Source organism: Acinetobacter sp. CIP-A165 (assembly GCF_000367985.1).
Lineage (GTDB): Bacteria > Pseudomonadota > Gammaproteobacteria > Pseudomonadales > Moraxellaceae > Acinetobacter.
Window position 1 is genome coordinate 378347 of record NZ_KB849200.1, and the last position, 21730, is coordinate 400076.

The 21730-nt window shown below is 42.2% G+C and carries 21 protein-coding genes and 3 tRNA genes; 15 read left to right on the top strand and 9 right to left on the bottom strand.

What is annotated here, in order from left to right:
• Positions 1-99 precede the first annotated feature (99 nt).
• The 3 genes from F991_RS01640 to F991_RS01650 all read left to right on the top strand — a co-directional run bounded on the left by F991_RS01640 (position 100) and on the right by F991_RS01650 (position 3458).
• Positions 100-2193: an FUSC family protein gene (locus F991_RS01640; protein ID WP_004668343.1), complete on the top strand. Its 2094-nt coding sequence runs from the start codon at positions 100-102 to the stop codon at positions 2191-2193.
• Positions 2186-2392, top strand: a complete 207-nt coding sequence (locus F991_RS01645) for a DUF1656 domain-containing protein (protein WP_004668345.1) — start codon at positions 2186-2188, stop codon at positions 2390-2392. The genes F991_RS01640 and F991_RS01645 overlap by 8 nt, the downstream gene beginning before the upstream one ends.
• 64 nt (positions 2393-2456) lie before the next feature.
• Positions 2457-3458 carry an HlyD family secretion protein gene (locus tag F991_RS01650; protein ID WP_004668347.1) on the top strand — a complete coding sequence of 334 codons (1002 nt, stop codon included), beginning with the start codon at positions 2457-2459 and terminating at the stop codon, positions 3456-3458.
• 41 nt (positions 3459-3499) lie between these two features.
• Here the strand turns inward: F991_RS01650 and F991_RS01655 are convergent, their stop codons facing one another.
• The 4 genes from F991_RS01655 to recN all read right to left on the bottom strand — a co-directional run bounded on the left by F991_RS01655 (position 3500) and on the right by recN (position 6921).
• On the bottom strand, positions 3500-4087 hold the full coding sequence (locus F991_RS01655) for a hypothetical protein (RefSeq protein WP_004668349.1): 588 nt from the start codon (positions 4085-4087) through the stop codon (positions 3500-3502).
• A gap of 66 nt (positions 4088-4153) precedes the next feature.
• Positions 4154-4597 (bottom strand): Holliday junction resolvase RuvX, encoded by a 444-nt coding sequence (gene ruvX / locus F991_RS01660; protein WP_004668350.1) that lies wholly within the window; start codon positions 4595-4597, stop codon positions 4154-4156.
• Complete coding sequence (locus F991_RS01665) at positions 4590-5144, bottom strand: YqgE/AlgH family protein (RefSeq protein WP_004668352.1); 555 nt, start codon at positions 5142-5144, stop codon at positions 4590-4592. The genes ruvX and F991_RS01665 overlap by 8 nt, the downstream gene beginning before the upstream one ends.
• Before the next feature lie 115 nt (positions 5145-5259).
• Positions 5260-6921: a DNA repair protein RecN gene (recN, locus tag F991_RS01670; protein ID WP_004668354.1), complete on the bottom strand. Its 1662-nt coding sequence runs from the start codon at positions 6919-6921 to the stop codon at positions 5260-5262.
• 245 nt (positions 6922-7166) lie between these two features.
• Here recN and F991_RS01675 point away from each other — a divergent pair, with 245 nt between their 5' ends.
• The 3 genes from F991_RS01675 to F991_RS01685 all read left to right on the top strand — a co-directional run bounded on the left by F991_RS01675 (position 7167) and on the right by F991_RS01685 (position 9482).
• Complete coding sequence (locus F991_RS01675; protein WP_004668356.1) at positions 7167-7493, top strand: pyrimidine/purine nucleoside phosphorylase; 327 nt, start codon at positions 7167-7169, stop codon at positions 7491-7493.
• Between the two features lie 293 nt (positions 7494-7786).
• Positions 7787-8533 (top strand): 23S rRNA (guanosine(2251)-2'-O)-methyltransferase RlmB, encoded by a 747-nt coding sequence (gene rlmB, locus F991_RS01680; RefSeq protein WP_004668357.1) that lies wholly within the window; start codon positions 7787-7789, stop codon positions 8531-8533.
• A gap of 37 nt (positions 8534-8570) precedes the next feature.
• The gene (locus F991_RS01685) at positions 8571-9482 is read left to right on the top strand and encodes a DMT family transporter (protein ID WP_004668359.1); all 912 of its coding nucleotides are present in this window, start codon (positions 8571-8573) and stop codon (positions 9480-9482) included.
• Here F991_RS01685 and coaE read toward each other — a convergent pair.
• From coaE to pilB, 4 genes are read right to left on the bottom strand one after another with little or no spacing between them, the layout of a single operon-like run.
• Complete coding sequence (coaE, locus tag F991_RS01690; protein WP_004668363.1) at positions 9479-10084, bottom strand: dephospho-CoA kinase; 606 nt, start codon at positions 10082-10084, stop codon at positions 9479-9481. The genes F991_RS01685 and coaE overlap by 4 nt on opposite strands.
• 1 nt (position 10085) lies before the next feature.
• Entirely contained in the window at positions 10086-10946 is an 861-nt protein-coding gene (locus F991_RS17885) for a prepilin peptidase (protein WP_004668365.1), read from the bottom strand.
• Positions 10946-12172, bottom strand: coding sequence for a type II secretion system F family protein (locus F991_RS01700; RefSeq protein ID WP_004668366.1), 1227 nt, complete (start codon positions 12170-12172; stop codon positions 10946-10948). Before F991_RS01700 ends, F991_RS17885 begins: the two co-directional genes overlap by 1 nt.
• A 24-nt stretch (positions 12173-12196) precedes the next feature.
• The gene (gene pilB, locus F991_RS01705) at positions 12197-13906 is read right to left on the bottom strand and encodes a type IV-A pilus assembly ATPase PilB (RefSeq protein WP_004668368.1); all 1710 of its coding nucleotides are present in this window, start codon (positions 13904-13906) and stop codon (positions 12197-12199) included.
• A 429-nt stretch (positions 13907-14335) separates the two neighbouring features.
• On the opposite strand from pilB, the gene tpiA reads away from it, so the two are divergent.
• From tpiA to F991_RS01750, 9 genes are all read left to right on the top strand, one after another.
• Positions 14336-15127: a triose-phosphate isomerase gene (gene tpiA, locus F991_RS01710; protein WP_004668369.1), complete on the top strand. Its 792-nt coding sequence runs from the start codon at positions 14336-14338 to the stop codon at positions 15125-15127.
• Positions 15128-15139: 12 nt separating this feature from the next.
• Positions 15140-15469, top strand: coding sequence for a preprotein translocase subunit SecG (secG, locus tag F991_RS01715; protein WP_004668371.1), 330 nt, complete (start codon positions 15140-15142; stop codon positions 15467-15469).
• 57 nt (positions 15470-15526) lie between these two features.
• Positions 15527-15611 (top strand) — tRNA-Leu (locus F991_RS01720).
• Positions 15612-15654: 43 nt separating this feature from the next.
• Positions 15655-15731, top strand: a tRNA-Met gene (locus F991_RS01725).
• 87 nt (positions 15732-15818) lie between these two features.
• A tRNA-Met gene (locus tag F991_RS01730) sits at positions 15819-15895 on the top strand.
• 207 nt (positions 15896-16102) lie between these two features.
• A complete protein-coding gene (gene rimP / locus F991_RS01735) occupies positions 16103-16627 on the top strand; it encodes a ribosome maturation factor RimP (RefSeq protein WP_004668372.1) in 525 nt (174 codons plus the stop codon).
• A gap of 37 nt (positions 16628-16664) precedes the next feature.
• Complete coding sequence (nusA, locus tag F991_RS01740) at positions 16665-18149, top strand: transcription termination factor NusA (RefSeq protein ID WP_004668373.1); 1485 nt, start codon at positions 16665-16667, stop codon at positions 18147-18149.
• A gap of 10 nt (positions 18150-18159) precedes the next feature.
• The gene (infB, locus tag F991_RS01745; RefSeq protein WP_004668374.1) at positions 18160-20877 is read left to right on the top strand and encodes a translation initiation factor IF-2; all 2718 of its coding nucleotides are present in this window, start codon (positions 18160-18162) and stop codon (positions 20875-20877) included.
• Entirely contained in the window at positions 20877-21275 is a 399-nt protein-coding gene (locus tag F991_RS01750; protein ID WP_004668375.1) for a ribosome-binding factor A, read from the top strand. The genes infB and F991_RS01750 overlap by 1 nt, the downstream gene beginning before the upstream one ends.
• Before the next feature lie 70 nt (positions 21276-21345).
• On the opposite strand, the gene F991_RS01755 is transcribed toward F991_RS01750, so the two are convergent.
• Positions 21346-21723 carry a Na+/H+ antiporter subunit G gene (locus tag F991_RS01755; RefSeq protein ID WP_004668376.1) on the bottom strand — a complete coding sequence of 126 codons (378 nt, stop codon included), beginning with the start codon at positions 21721-21723 and terminating at the stop codon, positions 21346-21348.
• Positions 21724-21730 lie beyond the last annotated feature (7 nt).

Consider the following 21730-nt stretch of genomic DNA (forward strand, 5'->3'; position numbering starts at 1 on the left):
GATTTGGATCTGTCCAAATCAGTTGAACTCGTCATCACATTTATTGGTGTTGTTGAAAGAATATGAGCGAAAAGTCTGGCTCAGAATTGAGACACGTTCATGCTATTTAAACAGTTGTTGGCTTTTAGACCGAGCCGACTGGACATTATTTTTGCCTGCAAAACCTTTGTGGCAGGTATGCTGGCACTGTTTATTTCATTTGAACTCGATTTAATTAATCCAATGTGGTCGATTGGTACGGTATTGATTATTGCCAATCCTTACTCAGGGATGGTGTCGTCAAAATGTGTGTATCGTTTAGTAGGGACGGTGGTTGGGGCAATGATTGCCTTATTGTTAACCCCTCATTTTATTAATACGCCATGGTTATTTACCATTATTTTGTCTTTATGGGTGGGTTTTGCTTTATACGTTTCATTGCTTGATCGTACACCACGTAGTTATGTCTTTATGTTGGCGGGCTATTCAACCGCAATGATCGTGTATAACGCCATTACCTATATTGATACCTACAATATGTTTGATATTGCATTGGCGCGCGTGTTAGAAATTTCAATCGGTGTGATTGCAACAGCGGTCGTCTCTGCAACGGTCTTACCCGTTCATGTTGGTGCAATGATCAAGCAGCGTGTCAATAAAACCTTAAGTGATCTGGAAAGTACCTTTAGGAATTTAATGAGTGTGCAGGCAAGTTCGGACGATGATACGCAAATTCTGTCAGTGATCACGCGTGATGCTTCTGATATTCATGCTTTGGCAGTTCATTTGGCTTATGAAAAAGGTGAGTTGAATGGGATGACCAAGCCTTTGCAGGAAATGTTGCATCAGGTGTCGTTAGTGGTCGCTAATTTGGTGGCGCTGTCTCAACGCGTGAAACAGCTTGAAAAAATGCAGATGAGCAATCTAGCACCGCATTTGGATCTGATTCTTCAGCATAGCTTGGCATTTTTAAAACAAGATCACTTGTTAAAACCGAGTGATTTACAGGGCTTACCGAGCAGTTTTGAACAGGATTTTGCTGAACTTATGGTTCTAGCAACGTCCGAACAGCAAATTGTCTTGGCGGCATTGAAAATGGATGTGCGTCATTTTATTGCCAATATTTTGGCGGTAAAGCTTATTTGGCAGCAGATCCAGCAAGGCAACAAAGATATTCCTGTCGAAATTACCGCGATTACCACCAAGTACCCAAGTTTACATCGTGATCATGGCATCGCTGTTCGTGGTGGCATTAGTGCGGTACTGATTACTTTTATTGTGACTGGCGCATGGATTCTTTCGGGTTGGAAAGCTGGGTTTATGATGGCGCAAATGGGTGCGGTGACGGCGTGTATTTTGACTGCTTTGGATAATCCTGTGCCTGTGTTACGGATTTTTATTTGGGGCAGTATTTTTTCTGCGGGTTTGGTCTTTTTATACGCCTTTGGTATTTTTCCGCATGTCACACATTTTTGGCAACTGGCTTTGGTCCTGTTTCCAATGTTCCTTGTGGCTGTAACCATGATGGCCAATCAAATGCTGATGCCGATTGGTATGGTACTTGGGATCAACACCATGATGGGTTTGAATCTGCATAACCAATATACGATGGATGCGGTTTCTTATCTGGATAGTTCCTTTGCCATGATCTTGGGCGTATTGGTGTCGCTAATTGTGATTGATTTGGTTCGTGCCGTTTCACCTGATACCAGTGCTACGCGTATTTTGGCTTTGCATTATCAAGCCATGCGTCAAGCCTTAAGCATGTCTTATGGTAGTGATTTTAAAATCCATTTACGCAGTATGTTGGATCGTGTGGGTATTTTGAATACCAAGTTGGTGCAAAATCCTGAGATTAAAACAGCGATTCAAAATGCATTGATTGAGAGCAGCTCGATTGTTGATTTGGTGCGGCTACAAGAAATTAGTCAAAAACTACCGCAGCTATCCGCGCTGCAAACTGAGGTCGCAGTATTGCAACAGCAATTAGCTCAGTATTTCCAAGCCCAAGAGAAACAAAGTGCATCACATTATTTCTCAACATCTATTGTGCAGCAAATCAATCTACTGCATCGCATTGCTCAGCAGATTGAAGATGCTCAATTACAGCAACGGCTGTTGATTTCTCTGAATAATATTTGTGAAAGCATTGGTCATATTCCAACCGATGAAATGGATGTGGCAATGTCAGGCGGAGGTGTGTCACATGGGTGAAATTAATCTTTATGGGATTTATATCCCCATTCTTTTGGTGCAAGCCATCATCGCTTATGTCTTGTTTAAGCTGATTAGTCCATGGGTCGACCGATTGGTCATCAAGGGTTGGATTGCACTGCCGAGTATTTTTAATCTGTGTTTTTACTTGGCACTGTTGCTACTGGTCCATGGGCTATTCGTGTGGCTGTGGGTCTAAGGTTTTTATAAACACTCAATTCGAAATTTAATGATTTAAAGAATCAGTGGTAAAGGTAATGAACATGAAGGCATTTGAGGTGCGAAAAGTCATACGTCCTGTGGTATTACTCGTTGCGATCGTGATCGCTGTCTATGCGATCGTGCATTTGTGGAATTACTACAATGCCGCACCGTGGACGAGAGATGGCCGTGTGCGGGGTGATGTGATTCAGGTCGCATCAGATGTCAACGGTCTGGTCACAGAGGTTCTGGTACAGGATAACCAGACTGTAAAAAAAGGACAGGTGCTTTTCAAAATTGATGTTGCACGTCAAGCCTTAGATGTGGAACAAGCAAAATCTGATTTGGCTAAGGCCAAGGCGGGTTTGGCACAAGCTCATGCAAACTTGGCAGGTGCGAAAGCCAGTTTGATCAAAACCGAAGCCAATATGAAGCTGACTGAAAAGAATGCAGCGCGTTATGCTAGCCTCATGGACGGTGCGATTTCAAGGCAAGAGCAGGATCAAGTGTTTGCAACCCGCGATCAAGCTGTCGCAGAACGTGAGCAACTGGTTGCAAGTATCGAGCAGTCCAATGCAGCGATTCAACAGCAACAAGCACTGATAGAAGTCGCACAAAGCAGTTTGCATTTAGCTCAATTAAATTTACATCGTTCAGAAGTGGTTGCACCTGCTGATGGAACTTTATCAAATTTTGATTTGCGTGTCGGAAGCTATGTCAATGTGGGGCAAGCCGTTGCCGCTTTACTTGATCGCCATCAGCTTTATGTGGTGGGTTATTTTGAGGAGACTAAACTCAATCGTATTCATGTTGGTGATCAGGCAACAGTTCAACTCATGGGGGATCGTCAGCAGATTAAAGGGTATGTTCAAGGAGTAGCAACGGGAATTGAAGACCGTGAACGCTCAGGTAGTTCGAATTTACTTGCTAACGTGAACCCAACCTTTAGTTGGGTGCGTTTAGCGCAACGTGTGCCTGTGAAAATTGTTTTGGATGAGCAACCGCATAATCCATTGGCTTTTGTATCAGGACGTACTGCGACAGTAAGGATTATTGAGAAATAAGTTAAATTTTTAGGTACCAACAGAAAGTGTTGGTACTTTTCTTATTTTCCAGTACCATAAATAATAAATCTTATAATGAAAGAAATTAAAAAATAACTAAATAGTATTCCTAAGAAAATGAGGCTTGCAATACCAAGGCGTATAGTATCTGCTTTTTTAAACTTATTTTTTGCTGTTAGTATTAGGTTTTCAAATTTATCAGCATCATTATTATTTTTAAAGCTGAATCTTCCTGAAATATCTTGACAGAAATAGCTATTGAAGCTGATAGAGCATCCCATACTCTCTAAAGTATTTGCAGTAATATATGGATTTGTATCCGGATCTATAATTTTCCCATTATTCTCAATATCTGAGAAATATGCTGGTCCTATTGGATATTTGAAATTTGTTAGAAAAATTATTGTTGAACCATCGTAAGTAGAATATTTGAGAAAGTTATTATTATTCATTTCATTATATTTTTTTAAGGAAAATGAAAAAACAGGACCACAACTGTTTTCCTCAACATCACAGCTAATTTGTTGTCCTCTTTCAAAAATAAAATCTTGTTGAGATAGCCACCAACTAAGAATAGCAAAAGGAATAACTAGAACTATGGTTAATCTAAAAAACTGTTTTTTATTCATAATGATTTTGAGTGAATAGAACTATGGTTTAATTACTAATATTTTACTAGATTAGCTATTAGGTTGCTAAGGTGTAATCCCAGCAGGATCGCGATACCAACTTTGAATCAGCAACGCAGCCGCAAAACTATCTGCGGATAAGCGCTTAGCGCGACCTCGCTCTTGATGAAATTCAAGTTCTTCTCGTGCTTCTCGAGTGGTTAAGCGTTCATCGACCATCCATGTTTCAATGTTGGTTTGATGGCGTAAGCGTCGTGCAAATTTGCGGGCACGTGCAGAAAGTTCTGACTCACTATCATCCATGTTCAGTGGCAAACCCACTAAAAATAGATTGGGTTGCCATTCTTTGACCAGTTTCAATAACTGATTCCAGTCAGGAATGCCATCTTTCATGATGAATAGAGGGAGAGGGTTGGTGCTTTCGATACTCGACTGACCAATCGCAATTCCCATTTTCTGGGTGCCAAAATCAAAAGCCATGATTGATTGTGAAGTTTGGATATCAGGCATGACCAATCTCTGAAGCAAACCATGTACGATCTACCCCAATTTTTTTGTAGGCCGCATCCCAACGATCGTCATAAGGTAAGTTGAAAATCAAATCCATATCTGAGTCACAAATCAGCCAATCGCCTCGAGCCATTTCTTCCTCAAGTTGATTTTTGCTCCAACTCGCATAACCCAATGCGATTTGATAACGACCAACACCTTCATTGTGTGCAATCGCGTCTAAGATATCTTTACTGGTGGTGATACAAACATTTTCACCCACTGCGATGGATGAATGCCAAGTGGGTTGACCAGTATGTAAAACAAAGCCAGCCTCGGGACGCAAAGGTCCACCTTGCAAAACTGCATGTGGCTGTACATTGTCGGCATCGATCTCTAAATCATTGAGTAATTCTTTGATTTGTAGATCAGAAGGGCGATTGATCACAATGCCTTGAGCGCCGTCTTCATCATGGCGAGCAACATATATGACTGTATTTGCAAAGAAGTCATCTGCCATGTCTGGTGGAGCAATTAGACAACGATGAGTTAAATATTGTTTCGTCACCTAGGCGGTTCTCCATCAAAATATTCTGCTAATTTATCTATATAGGTTCTTTTTATCAACATACAAGAGTTGATCGGATTTCGCCAATCATTTTCTGATATTTTGTTAATAGACGCTAGCTCGGTTGAAATTTCAACTGACGTAGTTGTTTCGCGTGTTGTAAGGTGGTTTCGCTAATTTCGACACCTCCAGACATGCGGGCAAGTTCCAAAATTCGTTGCGCTTCGTCAAGTTCAATAATGGTGCTACTGGCAGGGTCAGTTTGTTGCTTTTTCACCAAGAGATGCTGGTCAGATTGTGCCGCAACTTGCGCTTGATGAGTAATACAAAGCAATTGTACGTGTTGCGCCAAATCAGCGAGGAGGCGACCAACCACTTCAGCAGTTCCGCCACTAATCCCGACATCAATTTCATCAAATACCAGCACTTCAGCTTCAGTTTTTTCGGCATTCATGACTTGCATGACCAGCGCAATACGTGAAAGTTCGCCACCTGATGCCACACGTGCTAGAGGTTGTGCTGGGATGCCTTTATTGGCGGTGAATAGCAGTTGAATAGAACTTAAACCTTCTGCATTTGGTGGCATCAATGGTTCAAACTTAAATTCAAAATAGGCTTCAGGCAAGGCGAGTGGTTTGACTTGTTCGATCAGTTGTTGTGCCAATGGGATGGCTGCAGCACGACGAATTTCATCTAAATGTTGTGCTTTTTGCATAAATTCTTGATATGAAATCTCAACTTGTTCCGCTAAGGTTTCAGGATCTTCAAGATGATGGAGCTGTTCTAGCTCTTGTTGCCAAGCTTCGTATTCCTGCTTTAGTTGTTCAGGTTGGCTACGATGCTTACGAGCAAGGCGATGAAAAATTTCTAAGGTTGCATTGAGCTGTTCCATCCGCTCAGGATCAAAACTTTGTCGGTCAATAAATTGACGCAAACTCGCAGTTGCATCATCTATTTCACTTTGTGCATTCAACAATGAATTATAAATACTGGAGAGTTGCTCACTACGTCCTGCGTGAGACTCCAAACGACGGATGATGGAGGCAACTTCTTGGGTAATATTTTGTTCTGCTTCATCTAGCACATTCAAGCTAAAACCACAGTCTTGCATGATGTGTTCATGATGGCTCAGACGATCAAATTCTTGTTCTGTTTCACGATAATCAGTCTGAATGATATCTTCGAGTTCTTCAAGTTGGGATTCAAGCGTTTGTATTCTTTGAATACGTGTTGCTTGCGCATCTAAAGCGGCTTGATGTTGATGAATGTTTTTTTGCCAAGTCGCATAAGCCTCACGCACAGCCTGTGCTGGCGTTGCAAAGTTGCTATAGCGGTCTAACCAATGTTTGGGATAGGGTGGTTCAAGTAATTGTTGTTGGCTATGTTGGCTATAGAGTTGTACGAGCAAACGCCCTATTTCTTTAAGTTCAGTTAAACTGCTTGGTCGCCCATTAATCCATGCTTTACTTCGGCCTGTCGCAAAAACCACGCGTCTTAAATGAATTTCAGCAGTGTCATCATCCAGTTCATGTTCTTTTAACCAATGTGCTTCGGCACTTTCGGGCTGATAACTAAATACAGCAGTCACATCTGCTTTATCGGCACCATAGCGGACATAATGGGTGTCTGTGCGCTCTCCTAAACAGGCAGATAATGCATCTAACAATAATGATTTACCTGCACCAGTTTCACCAGTAAGTACATTAAAACCTTGTTCAATATCTAAAGCGAGGTGGTCGGCGAGTGCAAAATTAATTAAAGTTAAATGGGTGAGCATAAACGCATCCAATGCACAAAATCTTTTGCTTAAAGATAGAGAAGTTTTATAGTTGCTACAAGCGTTGAATAGATGAATTTGTTGATTTGCCTAGGATATGACAGTTCTCTCTGTGATAAAGCACTTTGGTGCTTCGAAATTTGCTGCAAAAAGCATGATAAAAATGGATTGATTAGTGACGCAGGCACAATTAAACTACGTCCATCATAACCTAATATAAATGCTGCATTATTTGGAGAGTAGGCATGAGTTCAGTGCAGTTTGATCATGTTACGGTCATTAAAAAGTCAAATGTGTATTTTGGTGGGGCATGTATTAGCCATACAGTACAGTTTGAAGATGGTACCAAAAAGACTTTAGGTGTCCTTTTACCGACTGAACAGCCTTTAGCATTCGAGACACATGTACCAGAGCGTATGGAAATTATTTCTGGTGAATGCCGTGTAAAAATTGCAGATAGCACCGAAAGTGAGTTATTCCGTGCTGGACAGTCTTTTTATGTGCCTGGCAATAGTGTTTTTCATATCGAAGCGGATGAAGTGCTCGATTATGTTTGCCATCTAGAAGGCTAACCTATTACTGTTTAAATCGAGTACACTTATGCTGTAAGGGAATCCTGTAAAGTCATTTTACAGGATTTTTTATTAAATTCCCTTGCGGAGCTATTCGCTCCTCACCTGTAAAGTCATTTTACAGGATTTTTTTATTAAATTCCCTTGTGGAGCTATTCGCTCCTCACCTGTAAAGTCACTTTTCAGGATTTTTATTTTTTATAAGTCTCCCAAAAGTTTCTGCTTCAAAGAGAAACTTTTACAATCTAAATCCCCTTTTTTGAAGCGGGCATTTTTAAAGAGGTCGTTCGTTCATGGCAAAATCTGAATATTATTATGGTGTTCACTCTGTGGAGTCATTATTAGAGTTAGAGCCTGAGCGAGTCTTGACGTTGTTTACCCTGAAAGGGCGTGATGACCAACGTCTACAAAAGATTTTACAGCTTGCAGAACCTTTTGGGATTAGTGTGCAACAAGCCAGTCGAGAAAGTTTAGAAAAATTGGCGGGTCTGCCTTTTCATCAGGGGGTTGTCGCGGCTGTACGTCCACATCCGACCTTAAATGAACAAGATTTAGATCAACTGATGCAACAGACTCCAAATGCGTTGTTATTGGCACTGGATCAAGTAACTGATCCGCATAACCTTGGTGCCTGTATTCGTACTGCTGCTGCAATGGGGGTTCAAGCGGTGATCGTGCCTCGTGACCGTTCCGCAGGGCTTACACCAACTGCTCGCAAAGTTGCAGCAGGGGGCGCTGAAAAGGTTAAATTTATTCAAGTCACTAATCTTGCACGTACTTTGGCGCATTTAAAAGACACCACACATACGCGCGTTATCGGCACGATGTTAGATGAAAAGGCATTGCCACTACAGCAGTGTGATTTTAGTGGACCGATTGTGATCGTGATGGGTGCTGAAGATACAGGCTTGCGACCAATTACACAGTCTCAGTGTGATCACACCGTTTATATTCCAATGTCAGGTGATTTACAAAGCTTGAATGTGAGTGTGGCGACGGGAATGGCATTGTATGAAGCATGTCGTCAGCGCAATGTATAAGCATATGCTTGCGGTATGATGATTCAAGTGCTTTGACATGACGGTTCGAACCCAAGGCTACGTATTTGTCTTCATTACCATGTGTATTTGGGGCGGCTTTACCATTTTTTCTCGCTTAAATGCGCATTGGCATATCAGTGCTTGGGATCTGGTTGCAATGCGCTTTGCGATTGCGTTTACGATTCTCATGCCGATCCTGATTTATAAAAAAGATTTGGCTTTTTTATGGCATCCACGTGCAGTGATATTGGCATTAACAGGGGGTTTAGCCTACTGTTTTACCGTTTATACTGCCTTTTTACATGCACCAGCAGCGCATGCCGCGATTTTTTTAAATGGTTTTATCCCATTATGTACTGCCGTCGCTGCTTATGTATTTTTTAAGCAGACCTTTGATAAGCATACGTGGTTGAGTTTGATCATTATGTTGAGTGCTTTGGCGGTGATGAACTATTTGATGTTGCATGAGCAAGCTTCGTCATTTGGTCTAGGTGATCTGTTATTCTTTTTTAGTGCAGTTTGGTGGGGGCTATTCACTGTGTTGTTGAAACAGTGGCAATTGTCCGCATGGCATGCGATGGCAAGTGTGGCAATCTGGTCTGCATTGATTTATTTGCCGATTTATCTTTTATTTATTCCAAAGCATTTTCAAGAAGTCGAAGCTGTGCATTTGTTGGTACAAGGCTTGTTTCATGGCGTATTGGTCGTGATTGTTGCCACTTTGACTTATATCGCTGCAATTCAGCGTTTAGGTGCATTTAAGACTGGAAGTATTGTCACTTTAGCGCCGTTTATCGCGGCTGTGCTTGCCGTTCCGTTGTTAAATGAACCCTTAAGTGTTGCCGTTGCTTGTGGTTTGGTGGGAATGGCAATCGGGGCATTACAGCCATGGCGGTGGTTCCGCCAAGACAGCTTAAGTAAACAACTTGCTCAGCAAAAAAAAGATTAAAAGAACTGCTCAGCACGTTGCAAATAACTTAAATGTAAGGGCTTCAACCGCTTATGCAGATGTTCTAATAAACCATCATTGAGAACAACATCATGGGCGAGTTGTTGTTTTTGAGCTCTAGGCATTTGTGCTGCAATAATTTTTCTAATCTCTGCTGCATTTTGTCCATCGCGTTGGCTGGCACGCTGTAACTGTGTTTGTTCATCTGCATCAATCAGTAAGGTGTGATGAACAAGTTCATGCTGATTGGTTTCAAAGAGTAGTGGTGAAACCAAGATCACATAAGGGCTTTGAGCGTTTTGTAGTTGTTGGATAATCGACTGGCGAATCGCGGGGTGGGTAATTCCCTCTAACGTTTGACGCGCTTCAGGTGATTGGAAAATATGCTCGCGCAGTGCACGTCGATTTAAGTTGCCATCTTCCAATAACACCCAATCTCCAAAAGCATCTTGAATACTTTTTAATGCGGGTTGACCTTGTTCAACAACTTCTCTTGCCACAATGTCAGCATCAACAACGCAGATACCTTGAGACTCAAACCATTGGGTCGCCGCAGATTTACCACTGCCAATGCCTCCTGTAATTCCCAAGATAAATCGCATATTAACCTCCAAGATAAACTTTCATAATTTGATCACCCCATAAAAAAGCAATCCAACCTGCAATCGCAATATAAGGACCAAATGCAAAGGGCTGATTTTCACCACGCATTTTCAGCAGAATAATCCCTACAATTGCGCCGACGATAGAAGACAGTAACACAATCAACGGCAGTAGCATCGGCCCCATCCAAGCACCTAAGGCTGCGAGTAGTTTAAAGTCTCCATAGCCCATTCCTTCTTTGCCTGTGATGAGTTTAAAGAGATAATAAACAATCCATAGACAGAGGAAGCCGATTACATAGCCCCAAATCGCCGAGCTTGCTGTGGTATAAACCGCAAAACTATTGATTGCTAAGCCTAGTGCTGCAAGGGGAAGGGTAAAACGGTCAGGAAGCAGTTGTGTATCGAAATCAATAAAGGTCAGTGTAATCAAAACCCATGTGAAGACCAAGGCAAACAGCATTTGAATGGTTGCACCAAATACAGCCACGACCACCAGAGAACACGCCATTGTGAGAAGCTCAATCAATGGATAGCGGATACTAATTGGATTTTGACAAGCACCACATTTACCGCGTAGCACGAGCCAACTGATCACAGGAATATTTTGATACCAGCGTATCGCAGAGTGACATTTTGGGCAGGTCGAGGGTGGTTGACTGAGTGTTAATTTACTTTGATCGATGAGCGGTTGTTCTGGGTGGAGCAGCATCTGACACTCTTGCTGCCATTCCTGTTCCATCATTCGAGGTGTTCGGAAAATAACGACGTTGAGGAAACTACCAATACATAAACTCAACAACCCCACTGCAAGATAGAGCGCAGTTGGGTTTTCGATAAAATAAGAGAAAAATTGTTGCATTAGACCACAGAACCCATTTGGAAGATTGGAAGGTACATTGCAATCACAAGTCCACCGACCAGTACACCTAGAATTGCCATAATGAGTGGTTCCATCATTGCAGTTAAACCATCAACCGCGTTATCGACTTCATTTTCATAGTGGGTTGCCACTTTATCGAGCATGCTGTCTAGAGCACCTGATTCTTCACCGATCGCAACCATTTGAATCGCCATCGATGGGAAGCGATTCGACACGCGCATGGCAAACTGTAATTGTTGTCCAGTTGCGACATCTTCGCGGATCTTCATCACCGCATCTTCATAAACCACGTTGTTGGTTGCACCAGCGGTTGATTCAAGTGCATCAATCAGTGGCACACCTGCTGCAAATGTTGTCGCTAGAGTACGACTATATCGCGCAATAATGGCTTTATAAACTAAATCACCAAAAATAGGCAATCTCAGTGCCATTTTATCCAGTGTATCTCGAAACTTTTTACTGCGTTTTTTCGCTTCGAGAAAGCAGGCAATAATCGCACCAATCACAATAATCAAGATAAACCAATATTCTTGCATCCATACCGACATATTCACCACCATTTTGGTAAAGGCGGGTAAGTCAGCACCAAATGAACTAAATAGATCTTGGAAAACAGGCACAACTTTGACCATCAAAATAATCGTCACAATGACCGCAACCACCACCACTGTGGCTGGGTATTTCATGGCTTTTTTGATCTTTTGTTTCAGTAATTCACTTTTTTCTTTGTAGATCGCTACACGATCAAGCATGGTTTCTAGCGCACCAGACTGTTCGCCAGATTCAACTAAAGAACAAAATAAATTGTCAAAATATTGTGGGTATTTTCTTAGTGCACCAGCAAAAGTATTACCCCCTTCGACCTCGCTCTTTATGCCCAGTACCACTTCACGCATGGCAGGGTTTTCTAAGCCTTCAGCAACAATTTCAAAACCTTGTACCAGTGGTACGCCGGCTTTCATCATGGTTGCAAGCTGGCGTGTGAACACCGTGATATCCAGTGTTGTGACTCGTTTTTTCATTAAGCCATCGAGAATATTTTTGCGTTTTTCTCGAATATTCTTAATGGTGACGCCCTGTTTACGTAAAGTGACTTTTGCTAAAGCCATATTCCGTGCAGGTAATTCCCCTTTAATTTTTGCCCCTTTACGATCTACCCCTTCATAAGCAAAAGTAGGCATCATTTGCGCTTTTTTAGCTGCCATGATTATTAATCCTTTTTATTAATTTTATTCACTTGTGACTCGATTAACTTCTTGTAATGAAGTGATCCCTTGCATGACTTTTTGTAAACCTGAACGCCTTAAATTGTTAAAACCAGCTTGTGCAGAGGCGGTTGCGATTTGTAATGCATTGCCATCTTCCATAATGATTTTAGAAATTTCAGGGGTCACTTTCATCACTTCATAGATACCGACACGGCCTTTGTAGCCTTCACGACATTCGGAACAACCAACCGGTTGAAATATCTGAAGTTCAGGATTTGCTAAATCTTGTTCAGTGAAGCCTAACTCCAAAAGACTTTGTTTGGGAATATCTATCGCTTGTTTGCACTGTGGACATAAGCGACGTGCTAATCGCTGTGCAATCACAAGATTGACCGAAGTCGCGATATTGAAGGAGGGGACTCCCATATTACGCAAGCGAGTTAAGGTTTCAGGTGCACTGTTGGTATGAAGTGTAGACATCACCATATGACCGGTTTGTGCTGCTTTAATGGCAATTTCAGCAGTTTCTAGGTCACGAATCTCACCAACCATGATGATATCAGGATCTTGACGGAGAAAGGCTTTAAGGGCAGCAGAGAAGGTTAAGCCTGTCTTGGTGTTGACGTTAACCTGATTGATCCCTTCTAAGTTGATCTCAACGGGATCTTCGGCTGTGGATATATTGGTGTCTTCAGTGTTGAGGATATTAATCCCCGTATATAAAGAAACCGTTTTACCTGACCCTGTTGGACCTGTGATCAAGAGCATGCCTTGAGGCTTGTCGAGCGCTTCTAGAAATAATGCTTTTTGTTCTTCTTCATAACCGAGTGCCTCAATGCCTAACATTGCACTGGATGGATCAAGGATACGCAGCACCAATTTTTCACCAAATAGCGTGGGTAATGAGTTGACACGGAAGTCAATCGCTTTGGTTTTGGATAGCTTGAGCTTAATACGACCATCCTGCGGCATCCGTTTTTCAGAGATGTCCATTTGCGACATAACTTTTAAACGTGAAGCAAGTCGAGTGGCGAGTTGCAACGGCGGATTTGCAATTTGACGCAATACGCCATCGACACGATAGCGAACCCGATACATTTTCTCATAAGGCTCAAAGTGTAAGTCGGATGCCCCCATACGAATCGCATCAATGAGTAACTTGTTGATGTATTTTACAATCGGTGCTTCTTCACCTTGAGGGGCTTCATCATCTTGTGTTGATTCGGTGGGTATATCGACATCAAGATCAAAATCTTCATTTTCCCCAAAATCGAAGTTGTCCGTGTCCCCAAATTGTTGCTCAATGAGTTTTTCGAGTTTGCTGTGTTCAACAATAATCGGTTCGATATTGAGTTTGGTATTAAAACGAATTGCATCGAGTGCATCAATATTGGTTGGATTGCTGGTAGCAACATAGAGGATTTGCCCACGTTGAATCAAAGGCGCAACCCGATGTTTGTGAATCAACTTGCTGTCAGCGAGCTCACGTGGCAACAAAGCCGTATCAAAAACCGCTAAATCAAAGACTGGCTCACCGAATTCTACCGCAATGGTTTCAGCAATGGTAAGTTGAGAAAGACGATGATGTTCAATCAGATGCGCAACAATATCTTGTTGTGCTTTTTTTGCTGTGTCGATTGCTGTTTGCATACCTGATGCAGACATATGACCATCTTCGACCAATCGTCGAATAAACCCCGAAAATTTTGGAGACGTATGTAATCCTGACATCTGTCCGCCTTATGACAATAAATGTTTATAATATGTATCCTAAAAATTATACTTTTGTTATGCAAAAATACCACTAGAGAAAGTGTCGTTTTTGACTTGGTTCACCGATAAAACTTTGAACTAATCGAGTTTTTTATAAATTAATTTTCTTTTATTCGTTCCGTTGCTAAAAGACACACGATTAATTCGATCTAAGTTTGAGCCGTTTTTAGCGATAATGCAATGTGTGTTGGAAAGAGTAGCAACGCCTAAGCAACTTAATTTTAAAATAAATATCAAAACGAATAGAGCGTTCGCAAAGGATTTCTTGTTGAGCCCATGCTGTTTTCAATCTGATTTATATTTAAACAATAGAAAAAAACTCAATTTTATAAAAATCCGTGTAAAATATGCAGCATTTTTGAGAAATTAACATTAGGCAGGCGAAGTATGTCGAATTCGACCATTACCCCTTGGGTTGTTGGTAATTGGAAAATGAATCCAATGCATGCGAATGCTTTCCAATTAATACAAGAATTTAAACAGTTATTAGAGCAAGAAAATATTGCTCCCGAACAATGTCATATCGGTGTGGCACCGACCACAATCGCTTTAACCAGTATTCAGGCTGAGCTAAAAGATGCCGCTAGGACAGTCTATACTGTAGCGCAAGATCTTTCTCGGGTAGCGGGTACAGGTGCGTACACGGGAGAAGTGAGTGCGGAATTACTGAAAGACAGTGGCATTGAGTTTGCGCTGGTTGGTCATTCTGAGCGCCGTGAGTTGTTCGGTGACCATGTCGAAATTTTAAAAGAGAAGTTGCATCATGCATTAAATGCAGGCTTAACTGTGATTTACTGTGTTGGTGAAAGTCTTGATCAGCGTGAGCAAGGTTTGGCTGATCAAGTTGTATTACAGCAAATCTGTGATATTGCTGCTGTGGTCAAAGCTGAACAATGGCAAAATATCGTGATCGCTTATGAGCCAATTTGGGCGATAGGCACAGGTAAAACAGCTTCACCAGAAGATGCTCAGGCGATGCATGCAAAAATTCGTGAAGGGTTAACGCAAATCACATCATATGGCGCAAACATGGCGATCTTATATGGTGGTAGCGTTAAAGCTGAAAATGCAGTTGAATTGGCTGCATGTCCAGATATCAATGGTGCCTTAGTGGGTGGTGCATCTCTCAATGCACAATCTTTTTACCAAATTGCACAAGCATTTGCACAAAGCAAATAACGAGGAATAGAAATGTATAGTTTTATACTCGTTGTACACATCATTTTAGCAATTTTGATTATTGCTTTGGTTTTAGTACAACAAGGTAAAGGTGCAGAAGCAGGCGCATCGTTTGGTGGTGGTGGTGCTGCAACTGTATTTGGCGCGTCAGGTGCAGGTAACTTCTTGACACGTTTAACTGCAGTTTTTACTGCAATCTTTTTTGTGACCAGTCTAACTTTGGCTGTACTTGCAAAAAAACATACCACAGATGCATATAGTTTAAAAACTGTTCAAACCTCAACCTCTGCACCAGTGACATCGGCTGAAACTTCGCCAAATGCACCAAAAACGACTGAATAAGCTGAATTAATGCTTTCCTTTTTTTGTTTTAGGTACTAGAATTCGTCCCACAAAGCTGCGGTGGTGGTGGAATTGGTAGACACGCTACCTTGAGGTGGTAGTGCCTTCGGGCGTGGGGGTTCAAGTCCCCCCTTCCGCACCAAGCTTAATAACCAGTAAGTTTGGTGTACGCAGTAATTTGTTGATGCGGGATGGAGCAGTCTGGTAGCTCGTCGGGCTCATAACCCGAAGGTCGTTGGTTCAAATCCAGCTCCCGCTACCATTTGATTAAGGTGCAACTTAATCAAGCAATGGTGGAAAAAACTTAGATTGACTTTTTTTCATAATTGTATATAATTTTGCACGTTGATGCGGGATGGAGCAGTCTGGTAGCTCGTCGGGCTCATAACCCGAAGGTCGTTGGTTCAAATCCAGCTCCCGCTACCAAGTTTCTAAAAAGAGGCTCACAATAGGTGGGCCTTTTTGCACAGTGGGCTTTGCTTTTCTGTGTAACATAGGGGCGATTACGCCCTTTTTTATTGGTTGTTTAGCTATCGTGTAGTGTCGATATGAGCCGTATACGGCGCAAGATCAAATCATCGTGTTCACTATACGGTTAAGATTGATTGGCTCGCATGAGAGCGACGAGAGTAAATGAAATTATCAAATAAATCTCAAGCACTGTTTGATCTTATCGCACCAGCTGTGGCTGCTTGTGGTGTAGATCTGTGGGGAATTGAATTCCTACCACAAGGTAAACGTTCTTTATTACGTATTTATATTGACAAAGCGACTGATGACAATGCAGAGCCACTTCTCACCGAAGATGGCGAAGCAGACCAAGGGCGTGGTATTGGTGTTCAAGATTGTGTGCTGGTCACGCAACAAGTGGGCGCAATGCTAGATGTCCATGATCCGATTTCGGGTGAGTATGCTCTAGAAGTTTCTTCACCTGGTTGGGATCGCCCATTCTTTCAGTTGTCACAAATGTCTGGGTATATTGGACAACAAGTCGCTTTACGATTAATTGCTGCTGTCGAAAACCGTCGTAAATTTCAAGCAAAATTACTTTCTGTAGACCTAGAAAATGAACTCATTCAGGTTGAAGTAGAGGGTGGTCAGGTGCTTGAAGTTGATAGTAATAATATTGATAAAGCAAATTTAATCTATCAAGACTAATATTAACTTAATTTTATAAGAAATCGGTAGGTGACTTATGGGCCGCGAAATTCTTACCGTTGCAGAAACGGTTAGTAATGAAAAAGGTGTTAGTCGTGAAGCGATCTTCGAAGCGTTAGAGCAAGCACTTGTTGCCGCGACGAAGAAAAAATTCTACGAAGGCACAAATTCAGAAGAAGCTCAACTTCGTGTTGAGATTGATCGTAAAACTGGTGATTACCGTACTTTCCGTCAATGGACGCTGGTTGCAGATGAAGACCACGAAATGCCAGCATGTCAGGATGCGATTTCTGATGTGGATGCAACAAAGTGGTCAATTGGCGATATCCGCGAGCTTGAAGTTGAATCGATCGAGTTTGGTCGTATTGCTGCGCAAATTGCAAAACAAGTGATTGTGCAAAAGATTCGTGAAGCTGAACGTGCGTTGGTTGCGGATGCGTATGCATCTAAAGTTGGCGAACTGATCTATGGTGAAGTGAAAAAACAAACTAAAGATGGTTTTATCATTGATCTTGGTGACAATGCAGAAGCATATTTGGCGCGTGAAGAAACCATCCATAAAGAAATTTTACGTCCTAAGCAACGTATCAATGCAATTTTGTATAACGTAAACCGTGAAGGTCGTGGTGCACAATTGCTGTTGTCACGTGCTCGTCCTGAAATGCTAATGGCTTTAATGAAAAAAGAAATTCCAGAAATTTCTGAAGAAATCATTGAAATTAAAGCCGCAGCGCGTCAACCAGGTGTACGTGCTAAAATTGCAGTGAAAACCAATGATCATCGTATTGACCCTGTAGGTGCATGTATTGGTATGCGTGGTACGCGTATCCAAGCGGTACAACAAGAATTAAATGGTGAGCGTATTGATGTTGTGGTGTGGTCTGATGATCCAGCGCAATACATTGCAAGTGCATTAGAGCCAGCAGACGTTTCAGGTATCGTACTTGATGAAGATGCACGTAGTGCAGATATCATTTTTGCGACCAGTGACCAGTTGGCACGTGCGATTGGTTCGCAAGGACAGAATGTTCGTTTAGCATCGGAATTAACCGGTTATAAACTCGACATGATGTTGGAAGAAGAGTATCGTGCTCGTCAGCAAAATGAAGCACAACAATATCTTGATATGTTCGTATCACGTCTCGATATTGAAGAAGATTTAGCAATGGCTTTGGTAGAAATGGGCTTCACTTCATTAGAAGAAATTGCTTATGTTCCTGCTGAGACATTTGATGAAATCGAGCTTGATGCAGACTTAGTTGAATTACTACAAAGTCGTGCAAAAGAAGCTGCATTAACGGATGCGTTAAAACAGCAAGAAAATATTCAAGAGCCAAGTGCAGAACTTCTCGGAATGGAAGGTATGACCACTGAGATTGCATATGCATTGGCGGCACGTGGTGTGATTACTGTTGATGATTTGGCAGACCAAGCGACTGATGATATCTCTGATATCGAAGGTTTAGGTCATGACAAAGCGGGTCAACTCATCATGAAAGCACGTGAATCATGGTTTAACTAGGAGATAATAGATGACGGACAAGTCGATTCAAGAGTTAGCGCTCAGCGTAGAACGTCCTGTAGAGAAACTCCTAGAGCAGGTTCGTGATGCAGGTCTACCACAGCGTAAAGCAGATGATATTATTACCACTGAGCAACAAGACACTTTAGTCAATCATTTGAAAAAAGTTCATGGTCAGGAAAGTGGTAACACAGGAAAAATTGCGTTGAAACGTAAAACAACGAGTACTGCTAAAGTTACAAGTACTTCGGGCAAAGCAAAAAGCATTAATGTTGAAGTTCGTAAGAAACAAGTTTTTGCTAAACCGAACCCAGAGTTGCTTGCTGCTGAAGCAAAAGCACGCGTAGAAGCGAATGTGAAAGTACGTGCTGAACAAAATGTACGTACTGAAGCAGTGCAAAATGCACGTGATGTTGCAGAGAAAAAAGCCAATGCAACTTTAGAAGCGATGCGTGCAGCGCATACTTCTGATAGCGCAACCCAAGCACCGTCAAAAACGGCTGTTGTGGTGAAAAAACGCAATAGCGATAAGGTGATTAAAGCGCCTCAAGTGGTAAAACCATCAGAGACGGCTGAACAGAAAAAAGCACGTGAAGCACAAACTGCTCAGTTAAAAGCAACTGAAGAAGCAGTGCGTCGTAAGGCGGCTGAAGAAGCTCAGCAACGTACGCTTGAACAAATGCGTAAAATGGCATCAAAATATTCAAATGATGATACCACTACGACTGTTCGTGTGATTGATGATTCGCCTTTAGCAGCGGGTCTTGTTGGTCAAGCATATGAAGATTCCTTTAACAAGGAAGACCGTGAAATCAAACGTGGTGGTGCAACTGCAAACCCACGAGCTGGTAAGAAAGGCGGTCGCGGCGGTGATGCTCAGTCTGAACAAAGTTTCAGCAAGAATCATCACAAGCGTGGTTTAAAAACCAGCCAAGCAAACAAACATGGTTTCGAAAAACCTGTCAAAAAACAAGTTTACGATGTTGAGATTGGCGAGAAAATCGTTGTTGCTGATCTTGCTCAAAAAATGGCTGTTAAAGTTCGTGAAGTTATCAAAACCCTCATGAAAATGGGTGAGTTGGTTACACAGAACCAAGCGATTGAACAAGATACAGCGGTACTTGTAGTTGAAGAAATGGGACACAATCCTGTTCTAGTTTCGGATACTCAAGCAGAAGATAATTTATTGGTTGCAGCTGAAGAAGCACGTGGTGAGCAAACAACTCGTCCTCCAGTAGTTACGATCATGGGTCACGTTGACCATGGTAAAACTTCATTACTGGATCGTATCCGTCGCTCTAAAGTGGCAGCGGGAGAAGCGGGTGGTATTACTCAGCATATCGGTGCTTATCACGTTGAAACTGAGAAAGGGATTATTACTTTCTTAGATACCCCTGGACACGCAGCGTTTACTTCTATGCGTGCACGTGGTGCAAAAGCGACTGATATTGTGGTACTTGTTGTTGCTGCGGATGATGGTGTAATGCCACAAACTGCGGAAGCAATTGACCATGCGCGTGCTGCTGGTACGCCTATTATTGTTGCAATCAACAAAATGGATAAAGAATCAGCAGACGTAGATCGCGTCTTAAATGAATTGACCACTAAAGGTATCGTGCCTGAAGAGTGGGGCGGTGATGTACCTATCGCGAAAGTTTCAGCACATTCTGGTGCCGGTATCGATGGGTTACTTGACCTGATCTTGATCCAAGCTGAATTGATGGAACTCAAAGCTTCTGCAGACGGTGCGGCTCAAGGTGTTGTTATTGAAGCACGTGTTGATAAAGGCCGTGGTGCGGTAACGTCGATTCTTGTACAAAACGGTACTTTGAACATCGGTGATTTAGTTCTTGCTGGCTCATCTTATGGTCGTGTACGTGCGATGGTTGATGAAAACGGTAAACGAATTCAGTCAGCAGGTCCTTCGATTCCAGTTGAGATTTTAGGTTTACCTGAAGCACCAATGGCGGGTGATGAAGTTCTTGTTGTGAATGATGAGAAGAAAGCTCGTGAAGTTGCTGATGCTCGTTCTGATCGTGAACGTCATAAACGTTTAGAGCGCGCGAGTGCGATGCGTCTTGAAAACATCATGGCATCTATGGGTAAAAAAGATGTGCCTTATGTAAATGTCGTACTTAAAACTGACGTACGCGGTACTTTAGAAGCATTGCATGTTGCACTTGATGAGCTTTCAACTGATGAAGTTAAAGTTCGTGTGATCGGTTCTGGTGTCGGTGCAATCACTGAGTCAGATGTCACTTTAGCTGAATCTTCAGAAGCAGTCTTACTTGGTTTCAACGTACGTGCGGACAACACTGCACGTCAGAAATCTGATCAAGACGGTATCGATATTCGTTACTACAGCATCATTTATCAATTGATTGATGATGTAAAAGCAGCAATGAGCGGTAAGCTTGCACCTGAACATCGTGAAACGATCTTAGGTGTAGCGGAAGTACGTGAAGTCTTCCACTCAAGTAAGTTTGGTGCAGCAGCAGGCTGTATGGTACTTGAAGGTATGTTACACCGTAATAAACCGATTCGCGTATTACGTGACGACGTGGTTGTGTTCCAAGGTGAGCTTGAATCTCTTCGTCGTTATAAAGAAGTGGTTGAAGAGGTTCGCGCAGGTATGGAATGTGGTCTTGCGGTGAAAGGTTATAAAGACATCAAAGTACAAGATAAGATCGAAGTATATGATGTTCAACTGATTAAACGGAGTCTTTAATGGCGGGTAGCCAACGCTTAAAGCGCATGGCGGATTCAGTACAACGTGAGTTGGCTGAGCTGATCCGTCAGGAGCTTAAAGATCCACGTCTGGGTGGTCTAGTGACCATCTCAGCCGTGAAAGTCAGTGCAGATATGGGATATGCTGAAGTTTATGTCACTGTTATGGGGCGTGAACTGGGTGATGATCAAAGTGAAGCTGCAAATAAAGAAACTTTAGATGTGCTGAATAAGGCTTCTGGTTTCTTGCGTCATGAATTGAGTCGTCGCATCAAGACGCGTATCACGCCAAGATTGCGTTTCCATTATGATAAAACCAATGCATATGGAAACTATATGTTTGGTTTGATTGCTGAAGCGGTCAAGGATTTGCCTGAACACGAGCAAGATAAAGAATAAATTAAAAAGCCACCTTCGGGTGGCTTTTTTATATTGGGCTTTCGGTAAATTTTTAATAAAAAAAGACCAACTACAGTTGGTCTTTTTTGTCTTTACGGCTATACCGTTGCCAAGGAAGCGGGCGATTTAAAGCCTCAGGAACATCACCACTATTCGAGCGCAAACGCAAATGAATAGCAGCCTGCGCCATTAAATTTGCAGATACAGGTGCGGTAATAAAGATGAATAGGGTAATCAGTAACTCAGCAAAACCAAAACGCTCTTGTGTCACACCAAAGATCATTGCTGCGATCAAGAAACTTCCTAACCCTAAAGTCCCTGCTTTGGTCGGTGCATGCAGACGCATAAATAAATCAGGTAGACGGATCATACCGATTGATCCAACCAATAGGAAAAAAGCGCCGAACACCAAAAAGAATGAAATGAGGATCTCATAGATCAGTTGCATGGTGTAT